Annotated in this window: 19 protein-coding genes; 8 read left to right on the forward strand and 11 right to left on the reverse strand. The window is 58.3% G+C overall.

Annotated features, from left to right (window positions below; all coding sequences use genetic code 11):
* Positions 1 to 6: 6 nt before the first annotated feature.
* Both EKL29_RS04690 and dtnK read right to left on the reverse strand, forming a co-directional pair.
* A complete protein-coding gene (locus tag EKL29_RS04690; protein WP_120455777.1) occupies positions 7 to 987 on the reverse strand; it encodes a D-threonate 4-phosphate dehydrogenase in 981 nt (326 codons plus the stop codon).
* The gene (dtnK, locus tag EKL29_RS04695) at positions 980 to 2,239 is read right to left on the reverse strand and encodes a D-threonate kinase (RefSeq protein ID WP_126688999.1); all 1,260 of its coding nucleotides are present in this window, start codon (positions 2,237 to 2,239) and stop codon (positions 980 to 982) included. The genes EKL29_RS04690 and dtnK overlap by 8 nt, the downstream gene beginning before the upstream one ends.
* Before the next feature lie 189 nt (positions 2,240 to 2,428).
* Here dtnK and EKL29_RS04700 point away from each other — a divergent pair, with 189 nt between their 5' ends.
* Genes EKL29_RS04700 through EKL29_RS04715 form a run of 4 tightly spaced genes read left to right on the forward strand, consistent with a single transcriptional unit; the run spans position 2,429 to position 6,846 of the window.
* Positions 2,429 to 3,577, forward strand: coding sequence for an iron-containing alcohol dehydrogenase (locus EKL29_RS04700; RefSeq protein ID WP_126689000.1), 1,149 nt, complete (start codon positions 2,429 to 2,431; stop codon positions 3,575 to 3,577).
* 10 nt (positions 3,578 to 3,587) lie between these two features.
* Positions 3,588 to 4,472: a dihydrodipicolinate synthase family protein gene (locus EKL29_RS04705; protein ID WP_120455771.1), complete on the forward strand. Its 885-nt coding sequence runs from the start codon at positions 3,588 to 3,590 to the stop codon at positions 4,470 to 4,472.
* Positions 4,473 to 4,530: 58 nt separating this feature from the next.
* Positions 4,531 to 5,484: a phosphoglycerate dehydrogenase gene (locus EKL29_RS04710; RefSeq protein WP_120455770.1), complete on the forward strand. Its 954-nt coding sequence runs from the start codon at positions 4,531 to 4,533 to the stop codon at positions 5,482 to 5,484.
* A 42-nt stretch (positions 5,485 to 5,526) separates the two neighbouring features.
* A complete protein-coding gene (locus EKL29_RS04715) occupies positions 5,527 to 6,846 on the forward strand; it encodes an MFS transporter (protein WP_126689001.1) in 1,320 nt (439 codons plus the stop codon).
* Positions 6,847 to 6,905: 59 nt separating this feature from the next.
* On the opposite strand, the gene bla is transcribed toward EKL29_RS04715, so the two are convergent.
* The 7 genes from bla to pdhR all read right to left on the reverse strand — a co-directional run bounded on the left by bla (position 6,906) and on the right by pdhR (position 18,577).
* The gene (bla, locus tag EKL29_RS04720; RefSeq protein ID WP_126689002.1) at positions 6,906 to 7,775 is read right to left on the reverse strand and encodes a class A beta-lactamase; all 870 of its coding nucleotides are present in this window, start codon (positions 7,773 to 7,775) and stop codon (positions 6,906 to 6,908) included.
* A gap of 60 nt (positions 7,776 to 7,835) precedes the next feature.
* On the reverse strand, positions 7,836 to 8,198 hold the full coding sequence (gene yacL / locus EKL29_RS04725; protein WP_120455764.1) for a protein YacL: 363 nt from the start codon (positions 8,196 to 8,198) through the stop codon (positions 7,836 to 7,838).
* A 152-nt stretch (positions 8,199 to 8,350) separates the two neighbouring features.
* The gene (acnB, locus tag EKL29_RS04730) at positions 8,351 to 10,948 is read right to left on the reverse strand and encodes a bifunctional aconitate hydratase 2/2-methylisocitrate dehydratase (protein WP_126689003.1); all 2,598 of its coding nucleotides are present in this window, start codon (positions 10,946 to 10,948) and stop codon (positions 8,351 to 8,353) included.
* 436 nt (positions 10,949 to 11,384) lie between these two features.
* On the reverse strand, positions 11,385 to 12,809 hold the full coding sequence (lpdA, locus tag EKL29_RS04735) for a dihydrolipoyl dehydrogenase (protein ID WP_120455910.1): 1,425 nt from the start codon (positions 12,807 to 12,809) through the stop codon (positions 11,385 to 11,387).
* 298 nt (positions 12,810 to 13,107) lie between these two features.
* Positions 13,108 to 15,000 (reverse strand): pyruvate dehydrogenase complex dihydrolipoyllysine-residue acetyltransferase, encoded by a 1,893-nt coding sequence (aceF, locus tag EKL29_RS04740; RefSeq protein WP_120455761.1) that lies wholly within the window; start codon positions 14,998 to 15,000, stop codon positions 13,108 to 13,110.
* Between the two features lie 14 nt (positions 15,001 to 15,014).
* Positions 15,015 to 17,681, reverse strand: coding sequence for a pyruvate dehydrogenase (acetyl-transferring), homodimeric type (gene aceE, locus EKL29_RS04745; protein WP_120455759.1), 2,667 nt, complete (start codon positions 17,679 to 17,681; stop codon positions 15,015 to 15,017).
* Between the two features lie 131 nt (positions 17,682 to 17,812).
* Positions 17,813 to 18,577 (reverse strand): pyruvate dehydrogenase complex transcriptional repressor PdhR, encoded by a 765-nt coding sequence (gene pdhR, locus EKL29_RS04750; RefSeq protein WP_120455757.1) that lies wholly within the window; start codon positions 18,575 to 18,577, stop codon positions 17,813 to 17,815.
* A gap of 514 nt (positions 18,578 to 19,091) precedes the next feature.
* Here pdhR and aroP point away from each other — a divergent pair.
* From aroP to EKL29_RS04765, 3 genes are all read left to right on the forward strand, one after another.
* Positions 19,092 to 20,447 carry an aromatic amino acid transporter AroP gene (aroP, locus tag EKL29_RS04755; protein ID WP_120455755.1) on the forward strand — a complete coding sequence of 452 codons (1,356 nt, stop codon included), beginning with the start codon at positions 19,092 to 19,094 and terminating at the stop codon, positions 20,445 to 20,447.
* Positions 20,448 to 20,618: 171 nt separating this feature from the next.
* Complete coding sequence (locus EKL29_RS04760) at positions 20,619 to 22,031, forward strand: glycoside-pentoside-hexuronide (GPH):cation symporter (RefSeq protein WP_120455753.1); 1,413 nt, start codon at positions 20,619 to 20,621, stop codon at positions 22,029 to 22,031.
* The gene (locus EKL29_RS04765; protein ID WP_126689005.1) at positions 22,028 to 22,987 is read left to right on the forward strand and encodes a family 43 glycosylhydrolase; all 960 of its coding nucleotides are present in this window, start codon (positions 22,028 to 22,030) and stop codon (positions 22,985 to 22,987) included. Before EKL29_RS04760 ends, EKL29_RS04765 begins: the two co-directional genes overlap by 4 nt.
* Here EKL29_RS04765 and ampE read toward each other — a convergent pair.
* Positions 22,969 to 23,823, reverse strand: coding sequence for a beta-lactamase regulator AmpE (ampE, locus tag EKL29_RS04770; protein WP_126689006.1), 855 nt, complete (start codon positions 23,821 to 23,823; stop codon positions 22,969 to 22,971). The two genes, EKL29_RS04765 and ampE, sit on opposite strands and share 19 nt — an antisense overlap.
* 16 nt (positions 23,824 to 23,839) lie before the next feature.
* On the reverse strand, positions 23,840 to 24,391 hold the full coding sequence (gene ampD, locus EKL29_RS04775; RefSeq protein WP_126689007.1) for a 1,6-anhydro-N-acetylmuramyl-L-alanine amidase AmpD: 552 nt from the start codon (positions 24,389 to 24,391) through the stop codon (positions 23,840 to 23,842).
* A gap of 199 nt (positions 24,392 to 24,590) precedes the next feature.
* On the opposite strand from ampD, the gene nadC reads away from it, so the two are divergent.
* The gene (gene nadC / locus EKL29_RS04780; RefSeq protein ID WP_120455746.1) at positions 24,591 to 25,487 is read left to right on the forward strand and encodes a carboxylating nicotinate-nucleotide diphosphorylase; all 897 of its coding nucleotides are present in this window, start codon (positions 24,591 to 24,593) and stop codon (positions 25,485 to 25,487) included.
* The last annotated feature ends 83 nt before the right edge of the window (positions 25,488 to 25,570 follow it).

The following is a 25,570-nucleotide window of genomic DNA, read 5'->3' on the forward strand; positions in this document are numbered from 1 at the left end:
ATTTCCCTATGCCAGCTGCATCGCGAGTTTAATGGAGATCGCCATGCTCTCAGACTTCGCTTTACCTGTCCATGCGATATCAAAAGCGGTGCCGTGGTCCGCAGACGTGCGGATAAACGGCAGACCGGCCGTGATATTAACGCCGTCATAAAAGCCAAGCAGTTTCAACGGGATATGTCCCTGATCGTGGTACATCGCCACCACGATGTCGTACTGTCCTTCCTGACACTGCAGGAAAACCGTATCAGGCGGACAGGGACCAAAAACCTCAATGCCCTGCGCCTTCATCGCCTTCACCGCAGGCGCGACGGTGGTGATCTCCTCGTCGCCGAACAGGCCGTTCTCTCCGGCATGCGGATTGACGCCCGCCACCGCGATGCGCGGCTTTTCAAAGCCGACGCGGCGCAAAAAGGTATCTGCCATGCCAATCACCGTTTCGATACGCGTACGGTTCAGCGTGTCGAGGAACTTGCGCAGCGCGATATGGGTGGTGACGTGAATGACCTTTAGCTTATCGGTATAGAGCACCATCGCGTAATCTTTGGTGTTGGTGAGATGCGCCAGCAGTTCGGTATGGCCAGGATAGAGATGGCCTGCCGAGTGCAGCGCCTCTTTATTCAGCGGCGCGGTGGCGATAGCCTGTACCTCGCCCGCCAGCGCCAGCTCGGTGGCGCGCTTTACGCAGCGCCAGGCAAGATCGCCCGCCTGCTTCTGCACCACGCCTGGCTTCAGCGCATCCGGCTCGGCCAGCGGCTCGTCAATAACGTTGACGATGCCCGGCGCGAAGTGCGCCTCTTTTACGCTATCCAGCACGCGCAGCTCCACCTGCGGCGTAATATTCAGGGCAAGAATGCGACGCAGCGTCGCCGCGCATCCCACCACCACCGCCGGCGCGCCGTTAAGGTCCCCTTCCGCCAGCGCTTTGATGATGATCTCCGGGCTGATGCCCGCCGGATCGCCCATGGTCACCGCAATAATTTTACTCACTCGACTTCTCCTCAATAAAACGAATGGCTGCTACCAGGGTGTTTTCGTCGCCAAAACCGCCCGCTTTGGTCATCACCGGCAGGGTAAATTCACTGTTAAGCAGGACGCCGTGCGGCACACAGCCCGCCACGATGCCCTGAATCTGAAAACCGCTGGCGCCCAGCGCCTGCGCCACCGCAATCGCCACGTCACCGCCGGAAAGATAGAGCCCGGCGGGCCGCTGCGTGCGGCAGAGCGTCAGGGTCAGCTCGCCTAAAAAGTGGCAAATCGCCTCGCCGAGCTGCTGGCGCGTTAGCTGATGCTGCAGACAGAGCGCGTCAATCTCGTGGCGCTGATCGGCGCGCTGGCAGGTCCGAATCACCGTATGCCGACCCGCGCGCATTGCGGCAAGCGCCTGCGCCGCCCAGTGCGGGCTCTCCGGCCAGCGAGGTTGCACAAACAGCTGACGAATATCGACATCCACCAGCGCAATATCGCGCTGTGCCGCCAGCCGGGCGATCTGCTGCTGCGCGCTGGCGCTCATCGAGCCGATCACCGCCAGAACCGGCGCGGCGGCGCGTGCGGCAAGCTGCGCGCCGAGCGCGTCGCTCAGTCCGGCGGCGCCGACCAGCAGCGGCGTTTCGTCCAGCTGCGCGGCGGCGGCCAGGATGCGTGCAATATCGCTCTCCTGCTCCGCATCGATCACCACTGCGCCCTGCTGTTCAGCCAGCAGCGCAGCAAAGCGATCGCTGCGCAGCGTGGCGAGATCGATCTCGCTGCCGTCGATCCCCAGCTGCGTTAATACGTGGGCGCTGACCACCGGCGTTTTTGGATCGCTGGCGTATTCGGTCTCGGTCAGCGGCACGCCGTTTACCTGCACCTCGCCGTTGCGCGTAACGCGTCCCAGCCGGGGCACGGCAGGCACAATCAACGCGCGTTTTTTACCGCTGGCGGCCAGCGCGGCGCGCACTTCAGCGCCGACATTGCCGCGCAGCGTGGAATCGATCTTTTTAAACAGCCAGCCCTGCGTAATAAATGCCTGGTGTCGATGCACTACAGCCTCAGTGCGTGCCGCCGCATCCTGTGCGCTGATGGCGCGACTGTCGGTGCTGATCACCCAGACGTCGGCGGCGGCGGCATCCAGCGGCGTCTCGCTGCTGAACAGCACATGGACGCGTGCGCCCGCCTGCGCCAGGCCGCTGCCCGCGTCGTTAGCGCCGGTGAAATCGTCGGCGATAACCAGCACCGGCGTTTTCCATGACCTTTGCGTCATCTTCTCTCCTGATTCGGCTGCATGCCGCTCTGTATGATTATATTCAATCACGATTGATTATATGTGAGCAAGATCAAATTAATTGAAATCGATATGCCCTATAAATTGAGGCACAGTAAGTGACAGATATCGCACTGTAGTGAGCAAAAACAATCATTCAGTCCGACTTCGCAGTAATAAGGGTGTGAAATGACGATCAACAGCACGGTAATTAGCGGCTATCAGGCGCTGAACGACATTAGCTATTTGCTGAAAGGAAAAGCCAGCGCGCTGCTGGTCACTGACAAGAACATTGAAACCATTCCGGCTGTGCAGGCGCTAATCGCCCAGCTGAAACAGCATATCGCCAGCGTGAGCGTGATCAACAGCGTGCCGCCGGAGCCGAGCCAGCACGATGTCGCGGCGATTCTGGCGGCGCTGCCCATGCGTGAGGTGGATCTGGTGATTGGCGTCGGCGGCGGCAGCGTGCTGGATGTCGCCAAGCTGCTGTCGGTGCTGTGCGTGGTTAACGCGCCATCTCTGGAGGCGCTGCTGGCGGGCGAAAAGCCGACCACGCGCACCACCTCACTGTTAATCCCGACCACCGCAGGCACCGGTTCAGAAGCGACGCCGAATGCGATTCTGGCGATCCCGGAGCGCGAAACGAAAGTCGGTATTATCTCGCCGGTGATGCTGCCCGATTTCGTGGCGCTGGTGCCGGAACTGACCACCAGCATGCCGGCGCATATCGCCTCTTCAACCGGTATCGATGCGCTTTGTCATCTTATCGAATGTTTCACCGCCACGGTTTCGAATCCGGTAAGCGACAACTACGCGCTGATTGGTATGAAAAAGCTGTTCGCCAGCCTCGAAACCGCCGTTGCAGAGCCGCATAACCTGCGTGCACGCCTGGATATGCTCTGGGCCTCTTATTATGGCGGCGCGGCGATCGCCCATGCGGGCACGCACCTGGTGCACGCCATGTCCTATCCGCTGGGTGGCAAATATCACCTGCCGCACGGCGTTGCCAACGCCATTCTGCTGGCGCCCTGCATGGCTTTTGTGCGTCCTGCCGCGGTGAGCAAATTTGCGCAGGCCTACGATCTGCTGCCCGATGCCAATCCGGCGCTGGATGACGAGGCCAAATCGCACGCGCTGGTGGACTATTTCACCGCGCTGGTTAAACGTCTGAAGCTGCCAGCCAGCCTTGAAGAGCTTGGCATCGGCCCGGATCACCTGCCCTACTTAGTGGAGGCCGCGCTCGACGTTCAACGTCTGATGAAGAACGTGCCCGCTGCCGTCAGCGCCAGCGACGTCCGTGACGTCTACCTGACGCTGTTCCCGTCACACCAGGAATAAAGAGGATTGTATGAGTCAGAAAATAACCGGCGTATTGACCGCTATCGTCACCTGCTTTGATCAGGAAGGCGCCCTGAATCCCACCGCACAGCGCGAGCAGATTAAGCGTCAGCTGGCGGCAGGCAACGGCATCTTCTGCGGCGGCACCAACGGCGAATTCTTTGTGCTGAACGAGCAGGAAAAAATCGCGGTCACGGAGACCTGCGTCGATGAGGTCAACGGCCGCGCGCCGGTGGTGGCGCATATCGGCGAAATCTCGACGCGCGAAACCATCCGCCTCGGCAAACAGATTGCAAAGCTGGGCGTGGATGCGGTATCGGCGATCACCCCTTACTTCGTGCCGCTCAGGCAGGAAGAGCTGATTTATCACTATCAGACCGTGGCTGACGCGCTCGACGTGCCGCTGTTCCTCTATAACATCCCGGCGCGCACCGGCAATACGCTGCAGCCCGAAACCGTACGCACCCTGGCGTCGCATCCCAATATTATCGGCATTAAAGATTCGGCGGGCAGCTATGAAAGCCTGAGCGGCTTTATTAAAGCAGCGGAAGGCATCGATAACTTTAACGTCCTCAACGGCCCGGACTCGCTGATCCATCAGGGCTTCGTTGATGGCTGTTCCGCCTGTATCTCCGGCCTGGCCAACGCCGCGCCGAAAGAGATCAACGCGATCTGGGCGCGCTTCAGCGCAGGCGACATTGACGGTTCGCGCGCGGCGCAGGAAAACGTGACCGGCCTGCGTACCGATCTCTACAGCATCGGCTTCTCACCGGCCGCGGTGAAGAAAGCGGTCTCTCTGCTTGGCTACGACGTTGGCGAAAGCCGCTATGCGGTGCGTTTCAGCGCCGACGAAGAGCAAAAAATTCGTCAGGTCGTCAATCAGTACCTGAAGTAAGGCCGTCAGGGCGGCCGTTGCTGCCCTTGCCTGTATCACTTAAGCACCGGGAAACGTGATGAAAGTAATCTGCACCTCGCCGTCGTTCGCCAGATATGACACGACGCCGATTGAAACCCTGAAACAGCACGGCTTTGAACTGATATCCCTGCCCGCCGACGCGCCGCCGGAAGCGCTGGCTCCGCATCTGCCGGAGACCGTGGCGATGATCGTCGCCTTCACCGAGGTGAACGAAGCGCTGCTCAACCAGGCGCCAGGGTTAAAAATTGTCTGCAAGCACGGCGTCGGCGTCGACAATATCGATCTTGACGCCACGCGCGCGCGTGGAATTTATGTCACTAACGTGCCGGACGCCAACAAGCATGCCGTCGCCGATTTCGCCTTTGCGCTGATCCTCAACAGTGCGCGTCAGGTGACGCAGGCAGCGACAGAAACGCGCGCGGGCGGCTGGCCGCGCATTTTCGCCACCGACGTTTACGGCAAAACGCTGGGCATTATCGGGCTGGGCAATATCGGCAAGCAGGTGGCGCTGCGCGCGAAAGGCTTCAACATGCGCGTCATCGCCTTTGATTTCTACCCTGACGAGACCTTTGCCGCCGAACAGGGCGTTACTTTTGTCAGCCTCGATCGGCTGACGGAGGAGAGCGATTTCATCACGCTGCATACGCCGCTGACCAACGAGACGCGCGATCTGTTCGACGCCGCGCGCCTGCGCCGCATGAAGAAAAGCGCCTTTCTGATCAATGTCTCGCGCGGCGGCGTAGTGAATGAAGCGGATCTGTTCCATGCGCTACAGGACCAGACGATCGCCGGAGCGGCGGCCGATGTGTTTGTGCAGGAGCCGCTGACAACGCATCCGCTCTTTAGCCTGCCCAGTTTTATCCCGACCTCGCATATCGCCGGTTATACCGATGGCGCTATCAGCGCCATTGGCGAACGCTGCGTGGCGCAGATTGTGCAGTGCGTCAGGCAGGAAGAGCGGCCAGTAAACGTAATGAACGGGCTGGCGTAAGCGCCGCCTTGATCTGCAAACCGATTCGAGTGGAAAACAACAATGAACGCTACGACGCGCTCGACCAGGATCCGCTGGTGGATCGCTGGCCTGATGTGGCTGGCGGTCGCTATTAACTATATTGACCGAACCGTTCTTTCTGCCGCCGCACCGCACCTGATCACCGAACTGGAGATCGATCCAGAAATGATGGGCCTGATTATGGCCGCCTTCTTCTGGTCTTATGCGCTGCTGCAAATTCCTGCGGGCTGGTTCGCCGACCGCTTCGGCCAGAAAAAAGGCCTCGGCATCGCGGTCGGCTGGTGGTCGATCGCCACCATGGCGATGGGACTGGCGACCGGCTTCAAGTCGCTGCTGGCGCTGCGTCTGGCGCTGGGCGTCGGCGAAGCGGCCGCCTACCCCAGCAATGCGGGTATCGCCGCGCGCTGGTTCCCGGATCGCGAGCGCGCCACCGTATCGGGCCTGTTCGACAGCGCCTCGAAGTTCGGCGGCGCAGTGGCGATGCCGCTCATTGTCTGGATGATCGCCATGGTGGACTGGCGCATCACCTTCCTGGCGATCGGCGCGATCGGCCTGTTCTGGGTGATCGCCTGGTATTTTGTTTATGCCGAGAATCCGGAAGATCATAAAAAGATCGATCAAAGTGAAGTTCGCCTGATCCGCGACGGCCAGGCGCAAAATCATGGCGAAAAAGGGGTGCGGCCGATGAGGTGGTACCGACTGCTGCGCTACCGCAATATCTGGGCGATGTGCATCGGCTTTTTCACCATTAACTACACCTCTTACTTTTTTATTACCTGGCTGCCGACCTATCTGGTGAAAGATAAGGGTATGGATTTCCTGAAGATGGGCTTTGTCGCCGCGCTGCCGTTGATCTGCGGCATGCTGATTGAGGTGCTGGCGGGCTGGGCGTCGGATCGTATGGTGCATAAAAAGGTGCTGTCGCTGACCGCCACGCGCAAGCTGTTCCTTACCATCGGTCTGCTAATGGCGCTGTGCATCGGCTTCGCGCCCTTTACCGACTCGGTGTTTATGACCGTGTTGCTGCTCTGTATCGCCAAGTCAGGCACCACCGTGGCCGCCTCGCAGATCTGGGCGCTGCCGGGCGACGTCGCGCCGAAGAACAGCGTCTCTATCGTCGCTGGTTTGCAGAATACGGTGTCGAATATGGGCGGTGCGGTCGGCCCGATTATTACCGGCGCGATTGTCGGCGCGACCGGCAACTTTACCTGGGCGCTGGTCTTTTCCGCCGTGCTGGTAGTGATAGGGATCATCAACTACCTGTTCCTGATGGGCAAGGTTGAGCCTATCGTCGATGAAGAGAAGGCTCATCAGCCTCGGGCAGTCACCAGCGGCGTCTGAGGGTGGCCTGCAAAAAAGGCTCTGACCATGTTCAGAGCCTTTTCTCGTTTTGCATCAAACTAGCGCGCCGCGGCGAAAATCGCTTTGCCGATACGGGCGATAGCCGCATTGCTCTGCGCGAGCGTCGCCTCTGTTTGCGTCACATAGATAGCGACAATCAGCGGCTTGCCGTTTTCCGGCCAGACCACGCTGATAATCGACCGCGAGCCATATTCCCCCGCCCCGGTTTTGTCAGCAATTGACCAGCCCGCTGGTAAAACCGAACGTAGCAAGGCCCCTGCGACCCGATCGTCGCGCATCCATTGCACCAGTTGCGCGCGCGAGGCGGGCTTCAGCGCCTCTCCCAGCGTCAGCTTTTGCAGCGTCTCGCTGACGGCGACCGGCGTCGTGGTATCGCGCATATCGCCGGGTATGGCGCTGTTTAGCTCTGGCTCAAAGCGGTCCAGTCGCGTTACCTTGTCGCCAAGATCAGCAAAAAAGCGGGTAACCGCCGCCTGACCGCCCAGCTTTTTCGCAATCAGATTCGCCGCCGTATTATCGCTGTAGGCGATAGCTGCATGACAGAGCTGCTGCCAGCTCATGGTGGCGGGCGCGACAGATTTTTCAGTCACCGGTGACCAGGTGACTAGCGCAGCGCGATCGAACTGCGTACGTTCCGAAAGCATCAGCCTGCCCTTATCCTGTTGGCTAAGCAGCGCGCCGCACAGCAGCGCTTTATGCGTACTGTTGAGCGGGAAGCGCTCATCGCCGCGATAGCGCGTGACGCTTCCTGTGGCGGTATCGATTACGGCGATGCCGATACGCGCCTTCAGCGCCTGCTCCTCCTGCTTCGCGACGGTCGCCAGCGCGGCGTCGTCATTTATCGAGGCGTGAGCGGCCACAGCGCTAAGCAGCAGGGAAACAGCGGTAAGTTTTAACAGAGAAAACATGAGGGTCGTCCTTAATTTATGGGCGCGCAGCGGGTTAACCCTGGGCATGGGCGCGCTGACTCAGCGTCCCTGTAAAAACTGACGGTAGGCATTTATAACGGCCAGAAAGTCTTCAACACCGCAGAACGACAGGCTCTCTTCATCGTAATAATTCATCCCCTCTTCCAGCCCGTCATCCTCTAATGCGAGATGGTTGGCGCGGATCATGACCTCTTCGTCATCCATCCACAGCGTATATTCATGGCCGATGCGCTGCCACTGGCGCTCGCTGCCCTTGATAGCGCGCATGGCGGCTTCTACTTCATCCAGTAGCGCCAGATCCTCTTTGACCTCATCGTTGAACCAGTGGCCCACCGCCTCGTGATCCATCGACATGCGTACTTTCACCTGCCCGGTGAGATCGCGTAAAAATTCGTATTCCATGGGCTAACCCTTTGGTTAATGACGCGAGTAATCCGCACCAAAATAGAGTGTGCGCATCATCAACGCTAAAGTGAGATCGGGGCGACATTATTGCGAGGAAAAGGCAAAAGAAAAAGGGGCGATTATCGCCCCTTTGTATTTTAGTGAGTCACTCAGACCGCAGTCTGGAAAATCACATTGTCCGCTTTATCGGTGTATTGATTCAGTTGGTCAAAGTTGAGATAGCGGTAGGTGTCGCTGGCGGTTTTATCCACCTGCACCATAAACTGCTGATACTCTTCCGGCGTCGGCAGTTTGCCAAGCAGCGAAGAGACCGCAGCCAGTTCAGCCGATGCCAGGTAGACGTTCGCGCCAGTGCCAAGACGGTTCGGGAAGTTACGGGTTGAGGTGGAGACCACCGTCGCGCCGTCCTGCACGCGCGCCTGGTTACCCATGCAGAGCGAGCAGCCCGGGATCTCAATACGCGCGCCGCTTTTGCCGAAGACGCTGTAGTAGCCCTCTTCAGTCAGCTGAGCCGCATCCATTTTGGTCGGCGGCGCAACCCACAGGCGGGTCGGCAGCTGGCCTTTATGGCTGTCGAGCAGTTTACCTGCCGCACGGAAGTGACCGATGTTGGTCATGCACGAACCGATAAAGACTTCGTCGATCTTCTCGCCCTGTACGTCAGAGAGCAGACGCGCGTCGTCCGGATCGTTCGGCGCGCACAGAATCGGCTCTTTGATATCAGCCAAGTCGATCTCGATTACCGCAGCGTATTCGGCATCGGCGTCCGCTTCCAGCAGCTGCGGATCCGCCAGCCATTTTTCCATACCCTGAATACGACGCTCCAGCGTGCGGCGATCGCCGTAGCCTTCTGCGATCATCCACTTCAGCAGCACGATGTTGGAGTTGAGGTATTCGATAATCGGCGCTTTATCCAGCTTGATCGTACAGCCCGCCGCCGAGCGCTCGGCCGAGGCATCGGTAAGCTCAAACGCCTGCTCAACTTTCAGATCCGGCAGACCTTCGATTTCCAGGATACGGCCAGAGAAGATGTTCTTTTTGCCTTTCTTCTCAACGGTCAGCAGACCCTGTTTGATCGCGTACAGCGGGATCGCATGCACCAGATCGCGCAGCGTGATGCCCGGCTGCATTTTGCCTTTAAAGCGCACCAGCACCGATTCCGGCATATCGAGCGGCATTACGCCGGTCGCGGCGGCGAAGGCCACCAGGCCAGAGCCTGCCGGGAACGAGATGCCGATCGGGAAGCGGGTATGCGAGTCGCCGCCGGTGCCGACGGTGTCAGGCAGCAGCATGCGGTTCAGCCAGGAGTGGATCACGCCGTCGCCCGGACGCAGCGATACGCCGCCGCGGTTCATAATGAAGTCCGGCAGCGTATGGTGCGTATTGACGTCAACCGGTTTCGGATAGGCGGCGGTGTGGCAGAATGACTGCATCACCAGATCGGCGGAGAAGCCGAGGCACGCCAGATCTTTCAGCTCGTCGCGCGTCATTGGACCGGTGGTGTCCTGAGAACCTACCGAGGTCATCTTCGGTTCGCAGTAGGCGCCTGGACGGACGCCGTCGACGCCGCAGGCGCGACCGACCATTTTCTGCGCCAGCGAGTAGCCGCGCGTGCTTTCAGCAACGTCTTTCGCCTGGCGGAACACGTCGCTGTGCGGCAGACCCAGCGATTCGCGCGCTTTGCTGGTCAGGCCGCGGCCGATAATCAGCGGAATACGGCCGCCCGCGCGCACTTCGTCGATCAGCACGTCGGTTTTCAGCGTAAAGCTGGCAAGCAGCTCGCCGGTTTCGTGGTTGCGTACTTCGCCTTTATAGGGATAGACGTCAATCACGTCGCCCATATTCAGCTCACCAACGTCCACTTCGATCGGCAGCGCGCCCGCATCTTCCATGGTGTTGAAGAAGATCGGCGCGATTTTGCTGCCCAGCACCAGACCGCCGCCTTTTTTGTTCGGGACGTTCGGGATATCGTCGCCCATGAACCACAGTACGGAGTTGGTCGCTGATTTACGAGAAGAGCCGGTGCCGACGACGTCGCCGACATAAGCCAGCGGATAGCCTTTAGCCTGCAGCGCTTCAATCTGCTTGATCGGGCCGACGTTGCCAGGCTCATCCGGGTTAATGCCTTCACGGGCGTTTTTCAACATCGCCAGTGCGTGCAGTGGAATATCCGGACGTGACCATGCATCCGGCGCCGGAGAGAGGTCGTCGGTATTGGTTTCGCCGGTCACTTTGAACACGGTGACGGTAATTTTTTCTGCCAGCTCAGGGCGTGACAGGTACCACTCAGCATCTGCCCAGGATTGCATCACCTGCTGCGCATGGGGATTGCCCGCTTTCGCTTTCTCTTCAACGTCGTAAAAGCTGTCAAACATCAGCAGCGTGTGCGACAGCGCTTTCGCGGCAATCGGTGCCAGCTTCGCGTCATCCAGCGCGTCAATCAGCGGATGGATGTTGTAACCGCCTTGCATGGTGCCCAGCAGTTCAATCGCTTTTTCGGGGGATACCAGAGGAGAGGTCGTTTCGCCTTTAGCCACCGCGGCAAGGAAACCCGCTTTAACGTAGGCGGCTTCATCAACGCCGGGTGGGACACGGTTGACCAACAGATCGGTCAGGAATTCTTCTTCACCCGCTGGCGGGTTTTTCAGCAGTTCAACCAGCGCGGCCATCTGGGAAGCATCTAACGGCTTAGGTACGATCCCCTGGGCTGCACGCTCAGCAACGTGCTTACGGTATTCTACTAGCACGACGTTCTCCTCGCTCACATTGTATGGGTTTCCGGTGCACCCTGGTGACAAAGCATTCCATGAGTAGGGTAAGGTGCCCGGTTCCGCGTGGGGCAGCATAGCAGGGTTCAGGCTGTTTGTTAATCTGTTTACAAAAACACAACATAATTAACAGGGTAAAAAAGTGCGCTTTTTGAATTTTTGAGCTAGCTGGCGGGGAACGGCGTGGCGTCAGAGGTTGTTTGCAAAATGTGCTTTCGTCAGGCGACTGTCTGGCGAAGCGGCACGGCGACATTCAGGAGGCAGGTATAACTTTTACACCAACTTTTTCCGTATTGATGCACTTCTGGGTTATGAATAAAGGCGTCTGGCGCCTCTGTTTTGCCCGCGACGCTCACCGTGGATCGGGCGCAAAAAAAAGCCCCCTTGCGGGAGCTTTTTTTATTAGCGGAGAAAATTACTTTTTCTTCGCTTTCGGGTTCGGCAGGTCGGTGATGCTGCCTTCGAAGATCTCTGCCGCCAGGCCAACCGACTCGTGCAGCGTCGGGTGCGCGTGGATAGTCAGCGCGATATCTTCTGCATCGCAACCCATCTCGATCGCCAGACCGATTTCGCCCAGCAGCTCGCCGCCGTTGGTGCCGACAACCGCGCCGCCGATAACGCGATGCGTCTCTTTGTCGAAAATCAGCTTGGTCATGCCGTCTGCGCAGTCAGACGCGATAGCGCGGCCTGAGGCTGCCCACGGGAAGGTAGAGACTTCGTAGCTGATGCCCTTCTCTTTCGCTTCTTTCTCAGTCAGGCCGACCCATGCAACTTCCGGCTCGGTGTAAGCGATAGACGGGATCACTTTCGGATCAAAGTAGTGCTTCATGCCAGCGATAACTTCGGCCGCTACGTGGCCTTCGTGCACGCCTTTATGCGCCAGCATCGGCTGACCGACGATATCGCCGATAGCATAGATGTGCGGAACGTTGGTGCGCATCTGCTTGTCGACGCGGATAAAGCCGCGATCGTCCACTTCCACGCCCGCTTTACCTGCATCCAGACCTTTACCGTTCGGCACGCGGCCGATCGCGACCAGCACCGCGTCGTAACGCTGTGGTTCGGCCGGCGCTTTCTTGCCTTCCATCGTAACGTAGATGCCGTCTTCTTTCGCTTCAACCGCGGTGACTTTGGTTTCCAGCATCAGGTTGAACTGCTTAGCGATGCGCTTGGTGAACACTTTCACCACGTCTTTGTCGGCTGCCGGGATAACCTGGTCGAACATCTCAACCACGTCAATCTGCGAGCCCAGCGCATGGTAAACGGTACCCATCTCGAGACCGATAATACCGCCGCCCATAACCAGCATACGCTCCGGCACTTCTTTCAGCTCCAGCGCATCGGTAGAGTCCCATACGCGCGGGTCGTCATGCGGAATAAACGGCAGCGTGATCGGACGAGAACCGGCCGCGATAATAGCGTTGTCGAAGTTGATGGTGGTCGCGCCGCCTTCTCCTTCCACAACCAGAGTATTTGCACCGGTGAATTTGCCCAGGCCGTTAACGACTTTGACTTTACGGCCTTTCGCCATGCCAGCCAGACCGCCGGTCAGCTGGTTAATGACTTTCTCTTTCCAGGTGCGGACTTTGTTGATGTCCGTAGAGGGCTGACCAAACACAATGCCATGCTCTTCCAGGGCTTTCGCCTCTTCGATCACTTTAGCAACGTGCAGCAGCGCTTTTGACGGGATACAGCCCACGTTCAGACAGACACCGCCCAGGGTGCTGTAACGCTCTACCAGTACGGTTTCCAGACCTAAATCAGCGCAACGGAAGGCTGCAGAGTAACCTGCAGGACCAGCCCCAAGTACCACGACCTGGGTTTTAATCTCTGTACTCATCATGACCTCTTAGTTGTGATCCGGCGGGTCAGACGTAGAGCGTTTTTCATCAGGCTGGGAGGCCACTTGCATCCGGGCAGTGCGCGACGCCTTGCGTATCTTAAGTACGCTGCAGGTTCTGCGCGCTGGGCGTCAACAACTGACTGCGCCAGGTACGCCTGACGAAACAGGCTCACGATGTCCTTTGCTCCACCGGGACATTTTTCACCGCAAGAGTTTACAGAATTGTTAACAAACTGCAAACCGCGATGCCACGAATCTTTACAACAAGGCCGGCGATTGCCGGCCTTGATTGTACTTACATCACCAGACGGCGGATGTCGGACAACATATTGCCGATGATGGTGATGAAACGCGCACCATCAGCGCCGTCAATCACGCGGTGATCGAAGGAAAGCGAGATCGGCATCATCAGACGCGGCACAAACTCTTTACCGTTCCAGACCGGCTCCATCGCCGATTTAGACACGCCGAGGATAGCCACTTCCGGCGCGTTGACGATCGGCGCGAAGTGCGTGGTGCCAAGACCGCCAAGGCTGGAGATGGTGAAGCATCCGCCCTGCATGTCGCTCGCGGTCAGCTTGCCGTCGCGCGCTTTCTTCGAGGTCGCCATCAGCTCGCGAGAGAGCTCGGTGATGCCTTTCTTGTTCACGTCTTTAAAGACCGGAACCACCAGGCCGTTCGGCGTATCGACCGCCACACCGATGTTGATGTACTTTTTCAGCGTCAGGCGCTGCGCGTCTTCAGACAGCGAGCTGTTGAAGCGCGGCATCTGTTCCAGCGCGGCAGCGACCGCTTTCATGATAAACACCACCGGGGTGTATTTCACATCCAGCTTACGCTTCTCGGCTTCCGCGTTCTGCTGTTTACGGAACGCTTCCAGATCGGTGATATCAGTTTTATCGAAGTGCGTAACGTGCGGGATAACTACCCAGTTACGGCTCAGGTTAGCGCCAGAGATTTTCTGGATGCGGCCCAGCTCCACTTCTTCAACTTCGCCGAACTTGCTGAAGTCCACTTTCGGCCACGGCAGCAGGCCAGGCAGGCTTCCGCCGCTGGCGGCAGCCGGAGCGGCCTCAGCGCGTTTCACCGCGTCTTTCACGTAGCTCTGAACGTCTTCTTTCAGGATACGGCCTTTACGGCCGGTACCTTTCACCTTCGCCAGGTTCACGCCAAATTCGCGCGCCAGACGACGGATAACCGGGGTCGCGTGCACATAAGCGTCGTTTTCGGCAAAGTCGCTCTTCGCGTCAGCTTTAGGCGCGGCCGGTGCGGCAGGCGCAGCGGCTTTCGCCGGAGCCTGTGCGGGCGCAGCTTCCTGCTTCGGCGCTTCGGCTTTCGCCGCGCCTTCCACTTCGAAGATCATGATCAGCGAGCCGGTGCTCACTTTATCGCCGGTTGAGACTTTCAGCTCTTTGACGGTGCCAGCGAACGGCGCAGGCACTTCCATTGAGGCCTTGTCGCCTTCAACAACAATCAGCGACTGTTCGGCTTCCACTTTATCGCCGACCTTCACCAGCACTTCGGTGACTTCCACTTCGTCGCCGCCGATATCCGGCACCTTGACCTCTTTCGCGCCAGCGGTAGCCGCAGGTGCGGAGGTCGCCGCTTCTTTCACTTCCGGCTTCGCCGCCGCTGCCGGCGCCGCGCCTTCTGCTTCGAAGACCATGATCAGCGAGCCGGTGCTGACTTTCGCGCCGGTTTCGATTTTGATCTCTTTTACGGTACCCGCGAACGGCGCAGGCACTTCCATCGAGGCTTTATCGCCTTCAACGACGATAAGCGACTGTTCGGCTTCAACTTTGTCGCCGACTTTCACCAGGATCTCGGTGACTTCCACTTCGTCGCCGCCGATATCGGGCACATTGACGTCTTTTGCTGCGGTGGCGGCAGCAGCCGGCGCCGGAGCGGCTTCGGCTTTCTTCTCTTCCGCCGCTGGCGCCGCGTCTGCCGCCGCGCCTTCTGCGTCAAAAATCATAATCAGCGAGCCGGTTTCGACTTTGTCGCCGGTCGCGATTTTGATCTCTTTCACTACGCCCGCCTGCGGCGAGGGAACTTCCATAGAGGCTTTGTCGCCTTCTACGGTGATCAGCGACTGCTCGGCTTCCACCTTGTCGCCAACCTTCACCAGGATCTCGGTGACTTCAACTTCATCAGACCCGATATCCGGTACCTTAATTTCAGTAGCCATTACTCTCTTACCTCTTAAGCCAGACGCGGGTTAACTTTATCGGCATCGATGTCGAACTTAGCGATCGCGTCCGCCACCACTTTCTTGTCGATTTCGCCACGTTTAGCCAGCTCGCCCAGCGCAGCCACCACCACGTAGGAGGCGTCCACTTCAAAGTGGTGACGCAGGTTTTCGCGGCTGTCAGAACGGCCAAAGCCGTCGGTGCCCAGCACGCGGTAGTCGCTGGCCGGAATGTAGCTGCGAACCTGTTCAGCGAACAGCTTCATGTAATCGGTCGATGCCACCGCCGGCGCGTCGTTCATCACCTGAGCGATGTAAGGCACGCGCGCTTCCTCGGTCGGATGCAGCATGTTCCAGCGTTCGCAGTCCTGGCCGTCGCGCGCCAGTTCGGTGAACGAGGTCACGCTGTAGACGTCGGAACCGATGCCGTACTCTTTCGCCAGGATCTGCGCCGCGTCACGCACGTGACGCAGGATAGAGCCTGAACCCAGCAGCTGCACTTTGCCTTTGCTGCCTTCCACGGTTTCCAGCTTGTAGATACCCTTACGGATACCCTCTTCGGCGCCTTCCGGCATCGCTGGCATGTGGTAGTTTTCGTTCAGCGTGGTGATGTAATAGTAAACGTTCTCCTGCGCTTCGCCGTACATACGCACCAGGCCGTCATGCATGATGACCGCCACTTCGTACGCATACGCCGGATCGTAAGAGATACAGTTCGGGATAGTCAGCGCCTGAATGTGGCTGTGACCATCTTCGTGCTGCAGACCTTCGCCGTTCAGCGTGGTACGACCGGAGGTGCCACCGATCAGGAAGCCGCGCGCCTGCTGGTCGCCCGCCAGCCACATCAGATCGCCGATACGCTGGAAACCGAACATGGAGTAGTAGATATAGAACGGGATCATCGGCAGGTTGTTGGTGCTGTAAGAGGTCGCCGCCGCCAGCCAGGATGAACCTGCGCCCAGCTCGTTGATCCCTTCCTGCAGAATCTGGCCTTTCTCATCTTCTTTGTAGTAAGCAACCTGCTCGCGGTCCTGCGGCGTGTACTGCTGGCCGTTCGGGCTGTAGATACCAATCTGACGGAACAGACCTTCCATACCGAAGGTACGCGCCTCGTCCGCCAGGATCGGCACCAGACGATCTTTGATCGACTTGTTCTTCAGCATCACGTTCAGGGCGCGCACGAAGGCGATGGTGGTTGAGATCTCTTTGCTCTGCTCTTCCAGCAGCGCCTTGAACTCTTCCAGCTTCGGCATGTCCAGTTTTTCAGTAAACTCCGCCTGACGGGACGGCAGGTAGCCACCCAGCTTCTCGCGCTGGCCGTGCAGGTAGTTGTACTCTTCGGAACCTTTCTCAAAGGTCACGTACGGCAGCTCTTCGATCTTGTCGTCGGCAACCGGCACATTGAAGCGATCGCGGATGTAGCGAACGCCATCCATGTTCATCTTCTTGACCTGGTGCGCGATGTTTTTACCTTCAGCGGTGTCGCCCATACCATAGCCTTTGATGGTATGCGCCAGAATCAGCGTCGGTTGACCTTTGGTCTCCTGCGCTTTCTTCAGTGCCGCGTAGATTTTCTTCGGATCGTGGCCGCCGCGGTTCAGGGCGAAGATCTCTTCGTCTGACCAGTCTTTAACCAGCGCCGCCGTCTCCGGGTATTTACCGAAGAAGTGTTCGCGCACGTAGGCGCCGTCGCGGGATTTAAAGGTCTGGTAGTCGCCGTCGACGGTTTCGTTCATCAGCTGGATCAGTTTACCGCTGGTGTCTTTCTGCAGCAGCTCATCCCAGCGACCGCCCCAGATGACTTTGATCACGTTCCAGCCGGCGCCTGCGAAGATGCCTTCCAGTTCGTTGATGATCTTGCCGTTGCCGGTAACCGGGCCGTCCAGACGCTGCAGGTTACAGTTGATGATGAACACCAGGTTGTCCAGCTTCTCGCGGGTCGCGATGGTGATCGCGCCTTTGGATTCCGGCTCGTCCATCTCGCCATCGCCGAGGAAGGCGTAAACGGTCTGGTTAGAGGTATCTTTCAGGCCGCGGTGTTCCAGATATTTCAGGAACTTCGCCTGATAAATAGCGTTCAACGGCCCCAGGCCCATAGAAACGGTCGGGAACTGCCAGAAGTCCGGCATCAGTTTCGGGTGCGGGTAAGATGACAGACCGTTGCCGTGCACTTCCTGACGGAAGTTATTCATTTGCTCTTCGGTCAGACGGCCTTCAAGGAACGCGCGCGAGTAGATACCCGGCGAGATATGACCCTGGAAGTAAACCAGATCGCCGCCGTCCTTGTCGCTGCGCGCGCGGAAGAAGTGGTTAAAGCACACTTCATAGATGGTCGCAGAAGACTGGAATGAGGAGAGATGGCCGCCCAGCTCCAGATCTTTCTTCGAGGCGCGCAGCACCGCTACGATGGCGTTCCAGCGAATTGCGGAACGGATACGACGCTCCAGAGACGTGTTGCCCGGATACTCCGGCTCGTCTTCAACGGCAATAGAGTTGATATAGTTGCTGACGGCGTTACCACCTGCCGCCACTTTTACGCCGCCTTTGCGGGCTGCGCTCAGCACCTGATCGATCAGATACTGCGCACGCTCAACACCTTCTTCACGGATGACCGATTCGATCGCCTGTAGCCAGTCACGAGTTTCGATCGGATCCACGTCATTCTGTAAACGTTCTGACATGGGGGGTATTCCTTATCTGTGTCTAATACGTTGAATTGTCTGGAGCCTGTCTCCATGTGCTCTGCTTGCTTCATTTGCCAGAGCACAAGGAGACAGGCCCGTCGTTGATGTCGCGCGTTCTTTGTCGCGCGTTATTCCTTACGTTGCTGTAAACGACGCAGGGAGCGTTCACGACGAGTCTGCTCCCGACTTCTGTCCAGCAAGATTTCCTCTATGAACGCCAGGTGACGATGCGAGGCCTCGCGTGCCTGTTCTGGCTCGCGAGCCACAATCGCCTCGAAAATACTGGCGCGGTGACCGCTCACTTTCGCCAGCATTTCCCGGCGCGAGTAGAGCAATTCAAAATTCTGTCGAACGTTTTGTTCCAGCATAGGGCCCATCGACCGCAGCAAATGCAAAAGCACCACATTATGGGCGGCTTCTGTGACAGCGATCTGATACTGCATCACTGCATCCGCTTCCGCGTCGAGGTCACCGCTCTCCTGAGCCTGCTGAATCTGTACGTGGCAGTGACGGATACGCTCGATATCCTCTTCGGTGCCGCGCAGCGCCGCATAGTAGGCGGCGATCCCTTCCAGCGCATGGCGCGTTTCCAGTAAATCGAACTGAGATTCTGGATGTTTAGTGATCAGGCTGACGAGCGGATCGCTCAGGCTTTGCCAGAGATTCTGCTGGACGAAGGTGCCGCCGCCCTGACGGCGCAGCAGCAGACCTTTCGCTTCCAGACGCTGTATGGCTTCGCGAAGGGATGGACGTGAGACATCGAATTGTTTGGCGAGTTCGCGCTCGGGCAACAGCTTCTCGCCAGGACGTAGCGTCCCTTCCATAATCAGAGATTCCAGCTGCTGCTCAATGGCATCAGAGAGCTTGGGTTGGCGAATCTTACTGTAAGCCATCTTCCCTTCTTATCAAGCCGTCGTCCGGAGTAAATTGGTAATACCAATTCCAAAAAGTTGGCCGTAAAGTAACAAAGTATTCACCTTGTGTCTATATGACGCCCGTCACAATCCTTGCCAGACAACAGGCTGCGCAAGGTTAAGTTACCGCCGGAAAACCAGAAACGGCGCTGTACGAAAAAAGTGAGATGCCGGGATTTTTACCAAACCTTACACAGCGTTAAGCACAATTTCCCGTCGGGTCATAAGACAACCTTATTCGTCTTTGCCGCTCGTTCGTGGCAGAACAGACGCAGGCGGCAGTGTGATGGCAACGATGATTTTCAGTTAACTCCCAGCACGAAAAGAGAAAGCAGGTGCAAAGCGCACCGCATATCACTATTCTTGTCGCCAGGGTAGCATCCGCTTACAGAGAAGGCGCCTGATACCGTAAATAAAACAGTACGTTATTGTAACCACTTCCTGACAGCCATCGCGCGCTGCAAAAGAAGAATTAAAACAACACGAGGTTTGTATGGAACAACAGCACGGCGATACGCTGAAGCGCGGCCTGAAAAACCGTCATATTCAGTTGATCGCGCTGGGCGGGGCGGTGGGTACCGGCCTGTTTCTGGGCAGCGCATCGGTCATTCAGGCTGCCGGTCCGGGTGTTATTCTGGGCTACGCCATTGCTGGCTTTATCGCTTTTCTGATTATGCGTCAGTTGGGAGAGATGGTGGTCGAGGAGCCGGTTGCCGGCAGCTTTAGCCACTTCGCCTACAAATACTGGGGCAACTTTGCCGGCTTCGCGTCAGGCTGGAACTACTGGGTGCTCTATGTGCTGGTAGCCATGGCCGAGCTGACCGCCGTGGGCAAATATATTCAGTTCTGGTGGCCAGATGTGCCGACCTGGATTACCGCCGCGGTATTCTTTGTGCTGATCAACGCCATTAACCTGACCAATGTAAAAGTCTACGGTGAAATGGAGTTCTGGTTCTCTATCATAAAAGTGGTTGCGGTCATCGGCATGATCCTGTTCGGCGGCTGGCTGCTGTTCAGCGGCACAGGCGGCCCGCAGGCCAGCGTCAGCAACCTCTGGGCGCAGGGCGGTTTTCTGCCGCACGGCTTCAGCGGGCTGGTGATGATGATGGCGATAATTATGTTCTCCTTCGGCGGTCTGGAGCTGGTGGGCATTACCGCTGCGGAAGCTGATAATCCGGAGCAGAGCATCCCCAAAGCCACCAATCAGGTTATCTACCGCATCCTGATCTTCTATATCGGTTCGCTGGCGGTGCTGCTGTCGCTGATGCCCTGGACGCGCGTGACCGCAGACACCAGCCCTTTTGTGCTGATTTTCCACGATCTGGGCGACGCGCTGGTGGCGAACGCGCTGAACGTGGTCATCCTGACCGCGGCGCTGTCGGTCTATAACAGCTGCGTCTACTGCAACAGCCGCATGCTGTTCGGCCTGGCGCAACAGGGCAACGCGCCGAAAGCGCTGCTGAAGGTAGACCGCCGCGGCGTGCCGGTGGCTACGATTCTGGTCTCTGCCGTGGCGACCGCGCTCTGCGTGCTAATCAACTATCTGATGCCGGGCGAAGCCTTTGGCCTGCTGATGTCGCTGGTGGTCTCCGCGCTGGTGATCAACTGGGCGATGATTAGCATGGCGCATCTGAAATTCCGCCGTAAGAAAGATCAGCAGGGCGTCACCACGCGCTTTAAAGCCCTGCTCTATCCCTTCGGCAACTGGCTCTGCCTGGCGTTTATGGTGGCTATCCTGGTGATTATGCTGATGACCCCCGGCATGGCGATCTCCGTCTGGCTGATCCCGGTCTGGCTGGTCATCCTCGCCATTGGCTACACCGTTAAAAACAGAACGCAGCGCGCCTGATGCGATCTTCATCCCGCCGATTCAGGTCGGCGGGCTCTTTTCCTCTGGATCCAGCTCACATTTTTCCCGCCGCGCCTGTTTTGTCCATCTTACTGACTATTTGCTCCCAGCCATCCTGCTGACTCAGCAACGATACTTCTCTGCTCATACCAAATGCGCAGGATAATAACCATGAAGGATTCCGCCCTCTCTTTTCGCGAAAAGTTGGGTTACGGCATGGGCGATGCGGGCTGCAATATGATTGGCGGCGCCATCATGCTGTTTCTTAATTACTTCTATACCGATGTCTTTGGCCTGGCGCCTGCGCTGGTGGGTACGCTGTTGCTCTCGGTGCGCGTGCTTGATGCCGTTACCGACCCGATTATGGGCGCCATCGCCGATCGTACGCAAAGCCGCTGGGGCCGTTTTCGCCCCTGGCTGCTGTGGGTCTCAGTGCCCTACGTGCTGTTCAGCGTGCTGATGTTCACCACGCCAGACTGGAGCTACGAAAACAAAGTTATCTGGGCCTTCGTTACTTACTTTTTCATGTCTCTGACCTACACCGCCATCAATATCCCCTACTGCTCGCTGGGTGGCGTTATCACCAACGATCCTGGCGAACGCGTCTCCTGCCAGTCTTACCGCTTTGTTATGGTCGGCATCGCGACGCTGATCCTCTCTCTGTCGCTGTTGCCCATGGCGGAGTGGTTCGGCGGCGATGACAAGGCGCGCGGCTATCAGCTGGCGATGAGCGTACTGGCGCTGATTGGGCTGGGGATGTTTCTGTTCTGCTTCGCCACAGTGCGCGAGCGTATTCGCCCGGCGGTGCCGACCCATGACGATTTGAAAAACGATCTGCGCGACGTCTGGAAAAACGACCAGTGGGTGCGCATCCTGCTGCTTACCTTTTGCAACGTCTGTCCCGGCTTTATCCGTATGGCCGCCACCATGTACTACGTTACCTGGGTAATGGGCCAGTCGACCCACTTCGCCACGCTGTTTATCAGCCTCGGCGTCGTGGGCATGATGTTCGGCAGTACGCTGGCGAAGCTGCTTACTGACCGCTGGTGTAAACTGAAAGTCTTTTTCTGGACCAATATCGCGCTGGCGTTCTTCTCCTGCGGCTTTTACTGGATCGATCCGCACGCCACCGTCGCGATAGTGATCGCCTACTTCCTGCTGAACGTGCTGCATCAAATCCCGTCGCCGCTGCACTGGTCGCTGATGGCCGACGTCGATGATTACGGTGAGTGGAAAACCGGCAAGCGCATCACCGGCATCAGCTTCTCCGGCAACCTGTTTTTCCTTAAGGTTGGGCTGGCGGTGGCGGGCGCGATGGTCGGCTTTCTTCTCTCGATTTACGGCTACGACGCAGGTGCGAAACAGCAGTCTTCGCAGGCGGTAAACGGCATTATGCTGCTGTTCACCGTCATCCCCGGCGTGGGCTATCTGATTACCGCAGGCGTTGTCCGTCTGCTGAAGGTCGACCGCGCGCTCATGCGCACTATTCAGGACGATCTCGCGCTGCGCCGCGCCAATTTCCGCGAACTGCATGAACTGCGTCAGCGCGACGGCGCCGTCACCCAACCAGGAGAAGTGAAATGACCCTACACTGGCCGAATCCTTTTATTGAACAACGGGCCGACCCTTTTATTCTGCGCCATGAGCAGCACTACTACTTTATCGCCTCCGTACCCGCCTATGACCGGCTGGAACTGCGTCGTGCCAGCACGCTGCTGGGATTGCGCGACGCCGAACCGGTAGTGGTCTGGCGCAAACCGGAGAGCGGTCCGTGCAGCGAGCTAATCTGGGCGCCGGAGCTGCACCGCATCGACAACCAGTGGGTGATCTATTTCGCCGCCGCGCCGACGCGCGATATTAAAGAGGGCCTGTTTCAGCACCGCATGTATGCACTGGTGAGCGACGACGCCGATCCGCTGAGCGGACGCTGGCAAGCGCCGCGTCGGGTCTTTAGCCAGTTCGACACCTTTGCGCTGGACGCCACGCACTTCGTGCATCAGGGCAAAAACTGGTATCTGTGGGCGCAGAAGGATCCGGCGATTCCCGGCAACTCTAACCTCTATCTGGCGGAACTGCTTAATCCCTGGACGCTGACAGGCGCGCCAGCGATGCTGAGTCGACCTGAATATGAGTGGGAGTGCGCGGGATTCAGCGTAAATGAGGGGCCGGCGGTGATTAAGCACGGCGACCGGCTCTTCGTCACCTACTCCGCGAGCGCGACGGATGAAAACTACTGCCTGGGACTGCTGTCGATCGACAGCGAGCAGGATTTGCTTAACCCCGCCAACTGGCATAAGTCGGCGCGGCCGGTTTTCACCTCAAACTGGGATAACCATCAGTATGGACCAGGCCATAACTGTTTCACTCAGGATGAGAACGGCGAGGATGTGCTGGTCTATCACGCACGCAACTATACGGAAATTGAAGGGGATCCGCTGTGGGACCCCAATCGTCATACGCGGCTTAAGAATTTTCACTGGCGCGACGACGGCACGCCCGATTTCGGCGTGCCGCCTGCGGATCAGACCAGCGTGCCGTAGATGGTCAGCAACGCCACCACGACCACCAGCACCAGCGAAATGCGTTTCGCCAGGGCAACAGCGATGCGCGGCGTTTCGACTTTATCCATGTGCGGATCGCGCTCCAGCGAAAATTGCGCCAGACTGGTCAGCACCTGATATTGCGAACGATGGAAGTCGGTCAGCGCGGCGAACCAGGCGGGCAATGCCTTCTCGCCGTGCCCCAGCAACGCGTAGGCGACGCCAGCCAGCCGCGCCGGGATCCAGTCGATAACGTGCAGCAGGCCGTCAACGCCTGACTGCGCGCGCTCAAGGGGTGACTTATGCTTCGCCAGCCAGCTCTGCCATGCGCGCAGGAAAGCATATCCCACCAGCAGCACCGGCCCATAGGGGCCGCCCGCCACAAACCAGAACATCGGCGCCAGATAGAAGCGGAAATTAATCCAGATCAGCGCGTTTTGCAGCTCGCGCAGAAACTCACGCTCGCTGCACTCCACCGGCACGCCGTGGATCATCGTCAGTTCGGCGGCCATCATCTGATGGGCCGCCACATCGTCGTGGCTCGCCGCCTTCAGATAGGCGTGATAGTGCAGGCGTGCCGAGCCGGCGCCGATGCAGAGCAGACCGACCAGGATCCAGAAAAGCAGCTGCACGACGCCGAACAGCAGGCCTTTTACGCACCAGATCGCCAGCGCCGTTAGCGCCATCGCCAGCAGGGTCATGCCCAGCGTGCGCAGCAGCGAAAAATGACGGCGACGGCGGAAGAGAGGCTCCAGCCGATGGTCGAGTTGCCAGTGCTCACCCAGCTTAAACAGGCGTTCCCAACCTAAAACCAGTAACAAGGAAAACAACGTCATACCCACTCCGGGAAAATCAACAAGAAGTCTGCGCCAACAGTCGCTGATACTGCGCCCAGTCAAAAGCAGGACCCGGATCGGTCTTACGTGTCGGGGCAATATCACTGTGTCCGGTAATGCGCGAAGGCGTCAAAGGATAGTGCTGCAGCAGTAGTCGCGTCACTGCGGCCAGCGCCTGGTACTGCGCATCGGTATAAGGCAGATCGTCGGTGCCTTCCAGCTCGATGCCGATAGAAAAATCGTTGCAGTTTTCGCGGCCCTGATAGCAGGAAACCCCGGCGTGCCAGGCGCGATTTTCGAAAGAGACATACTGCACGATTTCACCGTCGCGACGAATCAGGCAATGCGCGGCGACCTGCAGGTGGGCGATATCGGCAAAATAGGGATGGGCTTCGGGCGGCAAAGTGCCGGTGAACAGCCGATCGATCCACGGCCCACCGAATTCGCCCGGCGGCAGGCTGATATTGTGGATGACCAACAGCGAGGGCGCCTCGTCGTTGGGACGTTGATTAAAATGCGGCGACGGCACCTGACGAATGTCGGTCAGCCAGCCCTGTTCCAGTTTCATGCCGGTTTTTCCTTAGCAGAGTCGGGCTGAGAATAGCATGATTTCCACTGATTTTCGGCAGCCTAAAGGTGCTGCGCTACGGCGGTGACGCGCCCATGTTAAGTATACTAAACAAAACTCAGACTTCGGCTGGTGAATTTGGCCTTTTCGATCTATTGTGGCTGCCTCACTGTTTCAGGTCATCAGGAGCGAATTCGTTATGCCAACCCGCCGTTATAATGCCGATAGCCGCCGACAGGCGCTGATCGCCCGTATTGAACAGGATATTCCCGCCACGGTCGCGCGCGCTTTGCAGGAGGATTTGGGCGGCGAGATCGATGCCGACCGTGACATCACCGCCCAGCTGCTTCCCGAAGAGAGCCAGGCACAAGCCCAGGTGATCACGCGGGAAGCGGGTGTTTTCTGTGGTAAACGCTGGGTGGAAGAGGTGTTTAATCAGCTTGGCGGTCATGTGACGCTGAGCTGGCAGGTCGAAGATGGCGACAACGTGACGCCTGACCAGCAGCTGTTTACCCTGAGCGGCCCTTCTCGTCGCCTGCTGACCGCTGAACGCACCGCTCTCAATTTCGTTCAAACGCTGTCAGGCGTGGCAACCGAAACGCGCCGTTATGTGCAACTGCTTGCAGGCAGCGACACGCAGCTGCTGGATACGCGCAAAACTCTGCCGGGCCTGCGCACGGCACTGAAATATGCCGTGCTGTGCGGCGGCGGCGCAAATCACCGTCTCGGCCTTTCTGACGCCTTCCTGATTAAAGAGAACCATATTATCGCCAGCGGTTCGATTCAGCAGGCGGTGGAAAAAGCGTTCTGGATGCATCCGGACGTGCCGGTAGAAGTGGAAGTGGAATCGCTGGATGAGCTGGAACAGGCGCTTGCGGCGGGGGCTGACATTATCATGCTGGATAATTTCACCCTCGACGAGATGCGAGAGGCCGTCGCGCGTACGCAGGGGCGCGCGCAGCTTGAGGTTTCGGGCAACGTCACGGAAACGACGCTGCCGCAAATTGCGCAGACCGGCGTCGACTACGTCTCTGTCGGCGCGCTCACCAAGCATGTCCGTGCGCTCGATCTCTCGATGCGCTTCACTTCCCTGTAAACCAACTATGCCGTGGCGCTGCACACGGCTTTTTTGCGCGCCCGCTTCCGCTTCGTTGTTCAGAACGCTGCAACTCCGTCGCT

Source organism: Pantoea sp. YU22 (assembly GCF_003970755.1).
In the GTDB taxonomy this organism is placed as follows: domain Bacteria; phylum Pseudomonadota; class Gammaproteobacteria; order Enterobacterales; family Enterobacteriaceae; genus Pantoea; species Pantoea piersonii.

What these genes read in the sequence shown, in the direction of transcription:
- dtnK (WP_126688999.1), bottom strand. Translation starts at nt 2,239, where the DNA reads ATGACGCAAAGGTCATGGAAAACGCCGGTGCTGGTTATCGCCGACGAT.
- EKL29_RS04700 (WP_126689000.1), top strand. Translation starts at nt 2,429, where the DNA reads ATGACGATCAACAGCACGGTAATTAGCGGCTATCAGGCGCTGAACGAC.
- EKL29_RS04705 (WP_120455771.1), top strand. Translation starts at nt 3,588, where the DNA reads ATGAGTCAGAAAATAACCGGCGTATTGACCGCTATCGTCACCTGCTTT.
- EKL29_RS04710 (WP_120455770.1), top strand. Translation starts at nt 4,531, where the DNA reads ATGAAAGTAATCTGCACCTCGCCGTCGTTCGCCAGATATGACACGACG.
- EKL29_RS04715 (WP_126689001.1), top strand. Translation starts at nt 5,527, where the DNA reads ATGAACGCTACGACGCGCTCGACCAGGATCCGCTGGTGGATCGCTGGC.
- bla (WP_126689002.1), bottom strand. Translation starts at nt 7,775, where the DNA reads ATGTTTTCTCTGTTAAAACTTACCGCTGTTTCCCTGCTGCTTAGCGCT.
- yacL (WP_120455764.1), bottom strand. Translation starts at nt 8,198, where the DNA reads ATGGAATACGAATTTTTACGCGATCTCACCGGGCAGGTGAAAGTACGC.
- lpdA (WP_120455910.1), bottom strand. Translation starts at nt 12,809, where the DNA reads ATGAGTACAGAGATTAAAACCCAGGTCGTGGTACTTGGGGCTGGTCCT.
- aceF (WP_120455761.1), bottom strand. Translation starts at nt 15,000, where the DNA reads ATGGCTACTGAAATTAAGGTACCGGATATCGGGTCTGATGAAGTTGAA.
- aceE (WP_120455759.1), bottom strand. Translation starts at nt 17,681, where the DNA reads ATGTCAGAACGTTTACAGAATGACGTGGATCCGATCGAAACTCGTGAC.
- pdhR (WP_120455757.1), bottom strand. Translation starts at nt 18,577, where the DNA reads ATGGCTTACAGTAAGATTCGCCAACCCAAGCTCTCTGATGCCATTGAG.
- aroP (WP_120455755.1), top strand. Translation starts at nt 19,092, where the DNA reads ATGGAACAACAGCACGGCGATACGCTGAAGCGCGGCCTGAAAAACCGT.
- EKL29_RS04760 (WP_120455753.1), top strand. Translation starts at nt 20,619, where the DNA reads ATGAAGGATTCCGCCCTCTCTTTTCGCGAAAAGTTGGGTTACGGCATG.
- EKL29_RS04765 (WP_126689005.1), top strand. Translation starts at nt 22,028, where the DNA reads ATGACCCTACACTGGCCGAATCCTTTTATTGAACAACGGGCCGACCCT.
- ampE (WP_126689006.1), bottom strand. Translation starts at nt 23,823, where the DNA reads ATGACGTTGTTTTCCTTGTTACTGGTTTTAGGTTGGGAACGCCTGTTT.
- ampD (WP_126689007.1), bottom strand. Translation starts at nt 24,391, where the DNA reads ATGAAACTGGAACAGGGCTGGCTGACCGACATTCGTCAGGTGCCGTCG.
- nadC (WP_120455746.1), top strand. Translation starts at nt 24,591, where the DNA reads ATGCCAACCCGCCGTTATAATGCCGATAGCCGCCGACAGGCGCTGATC.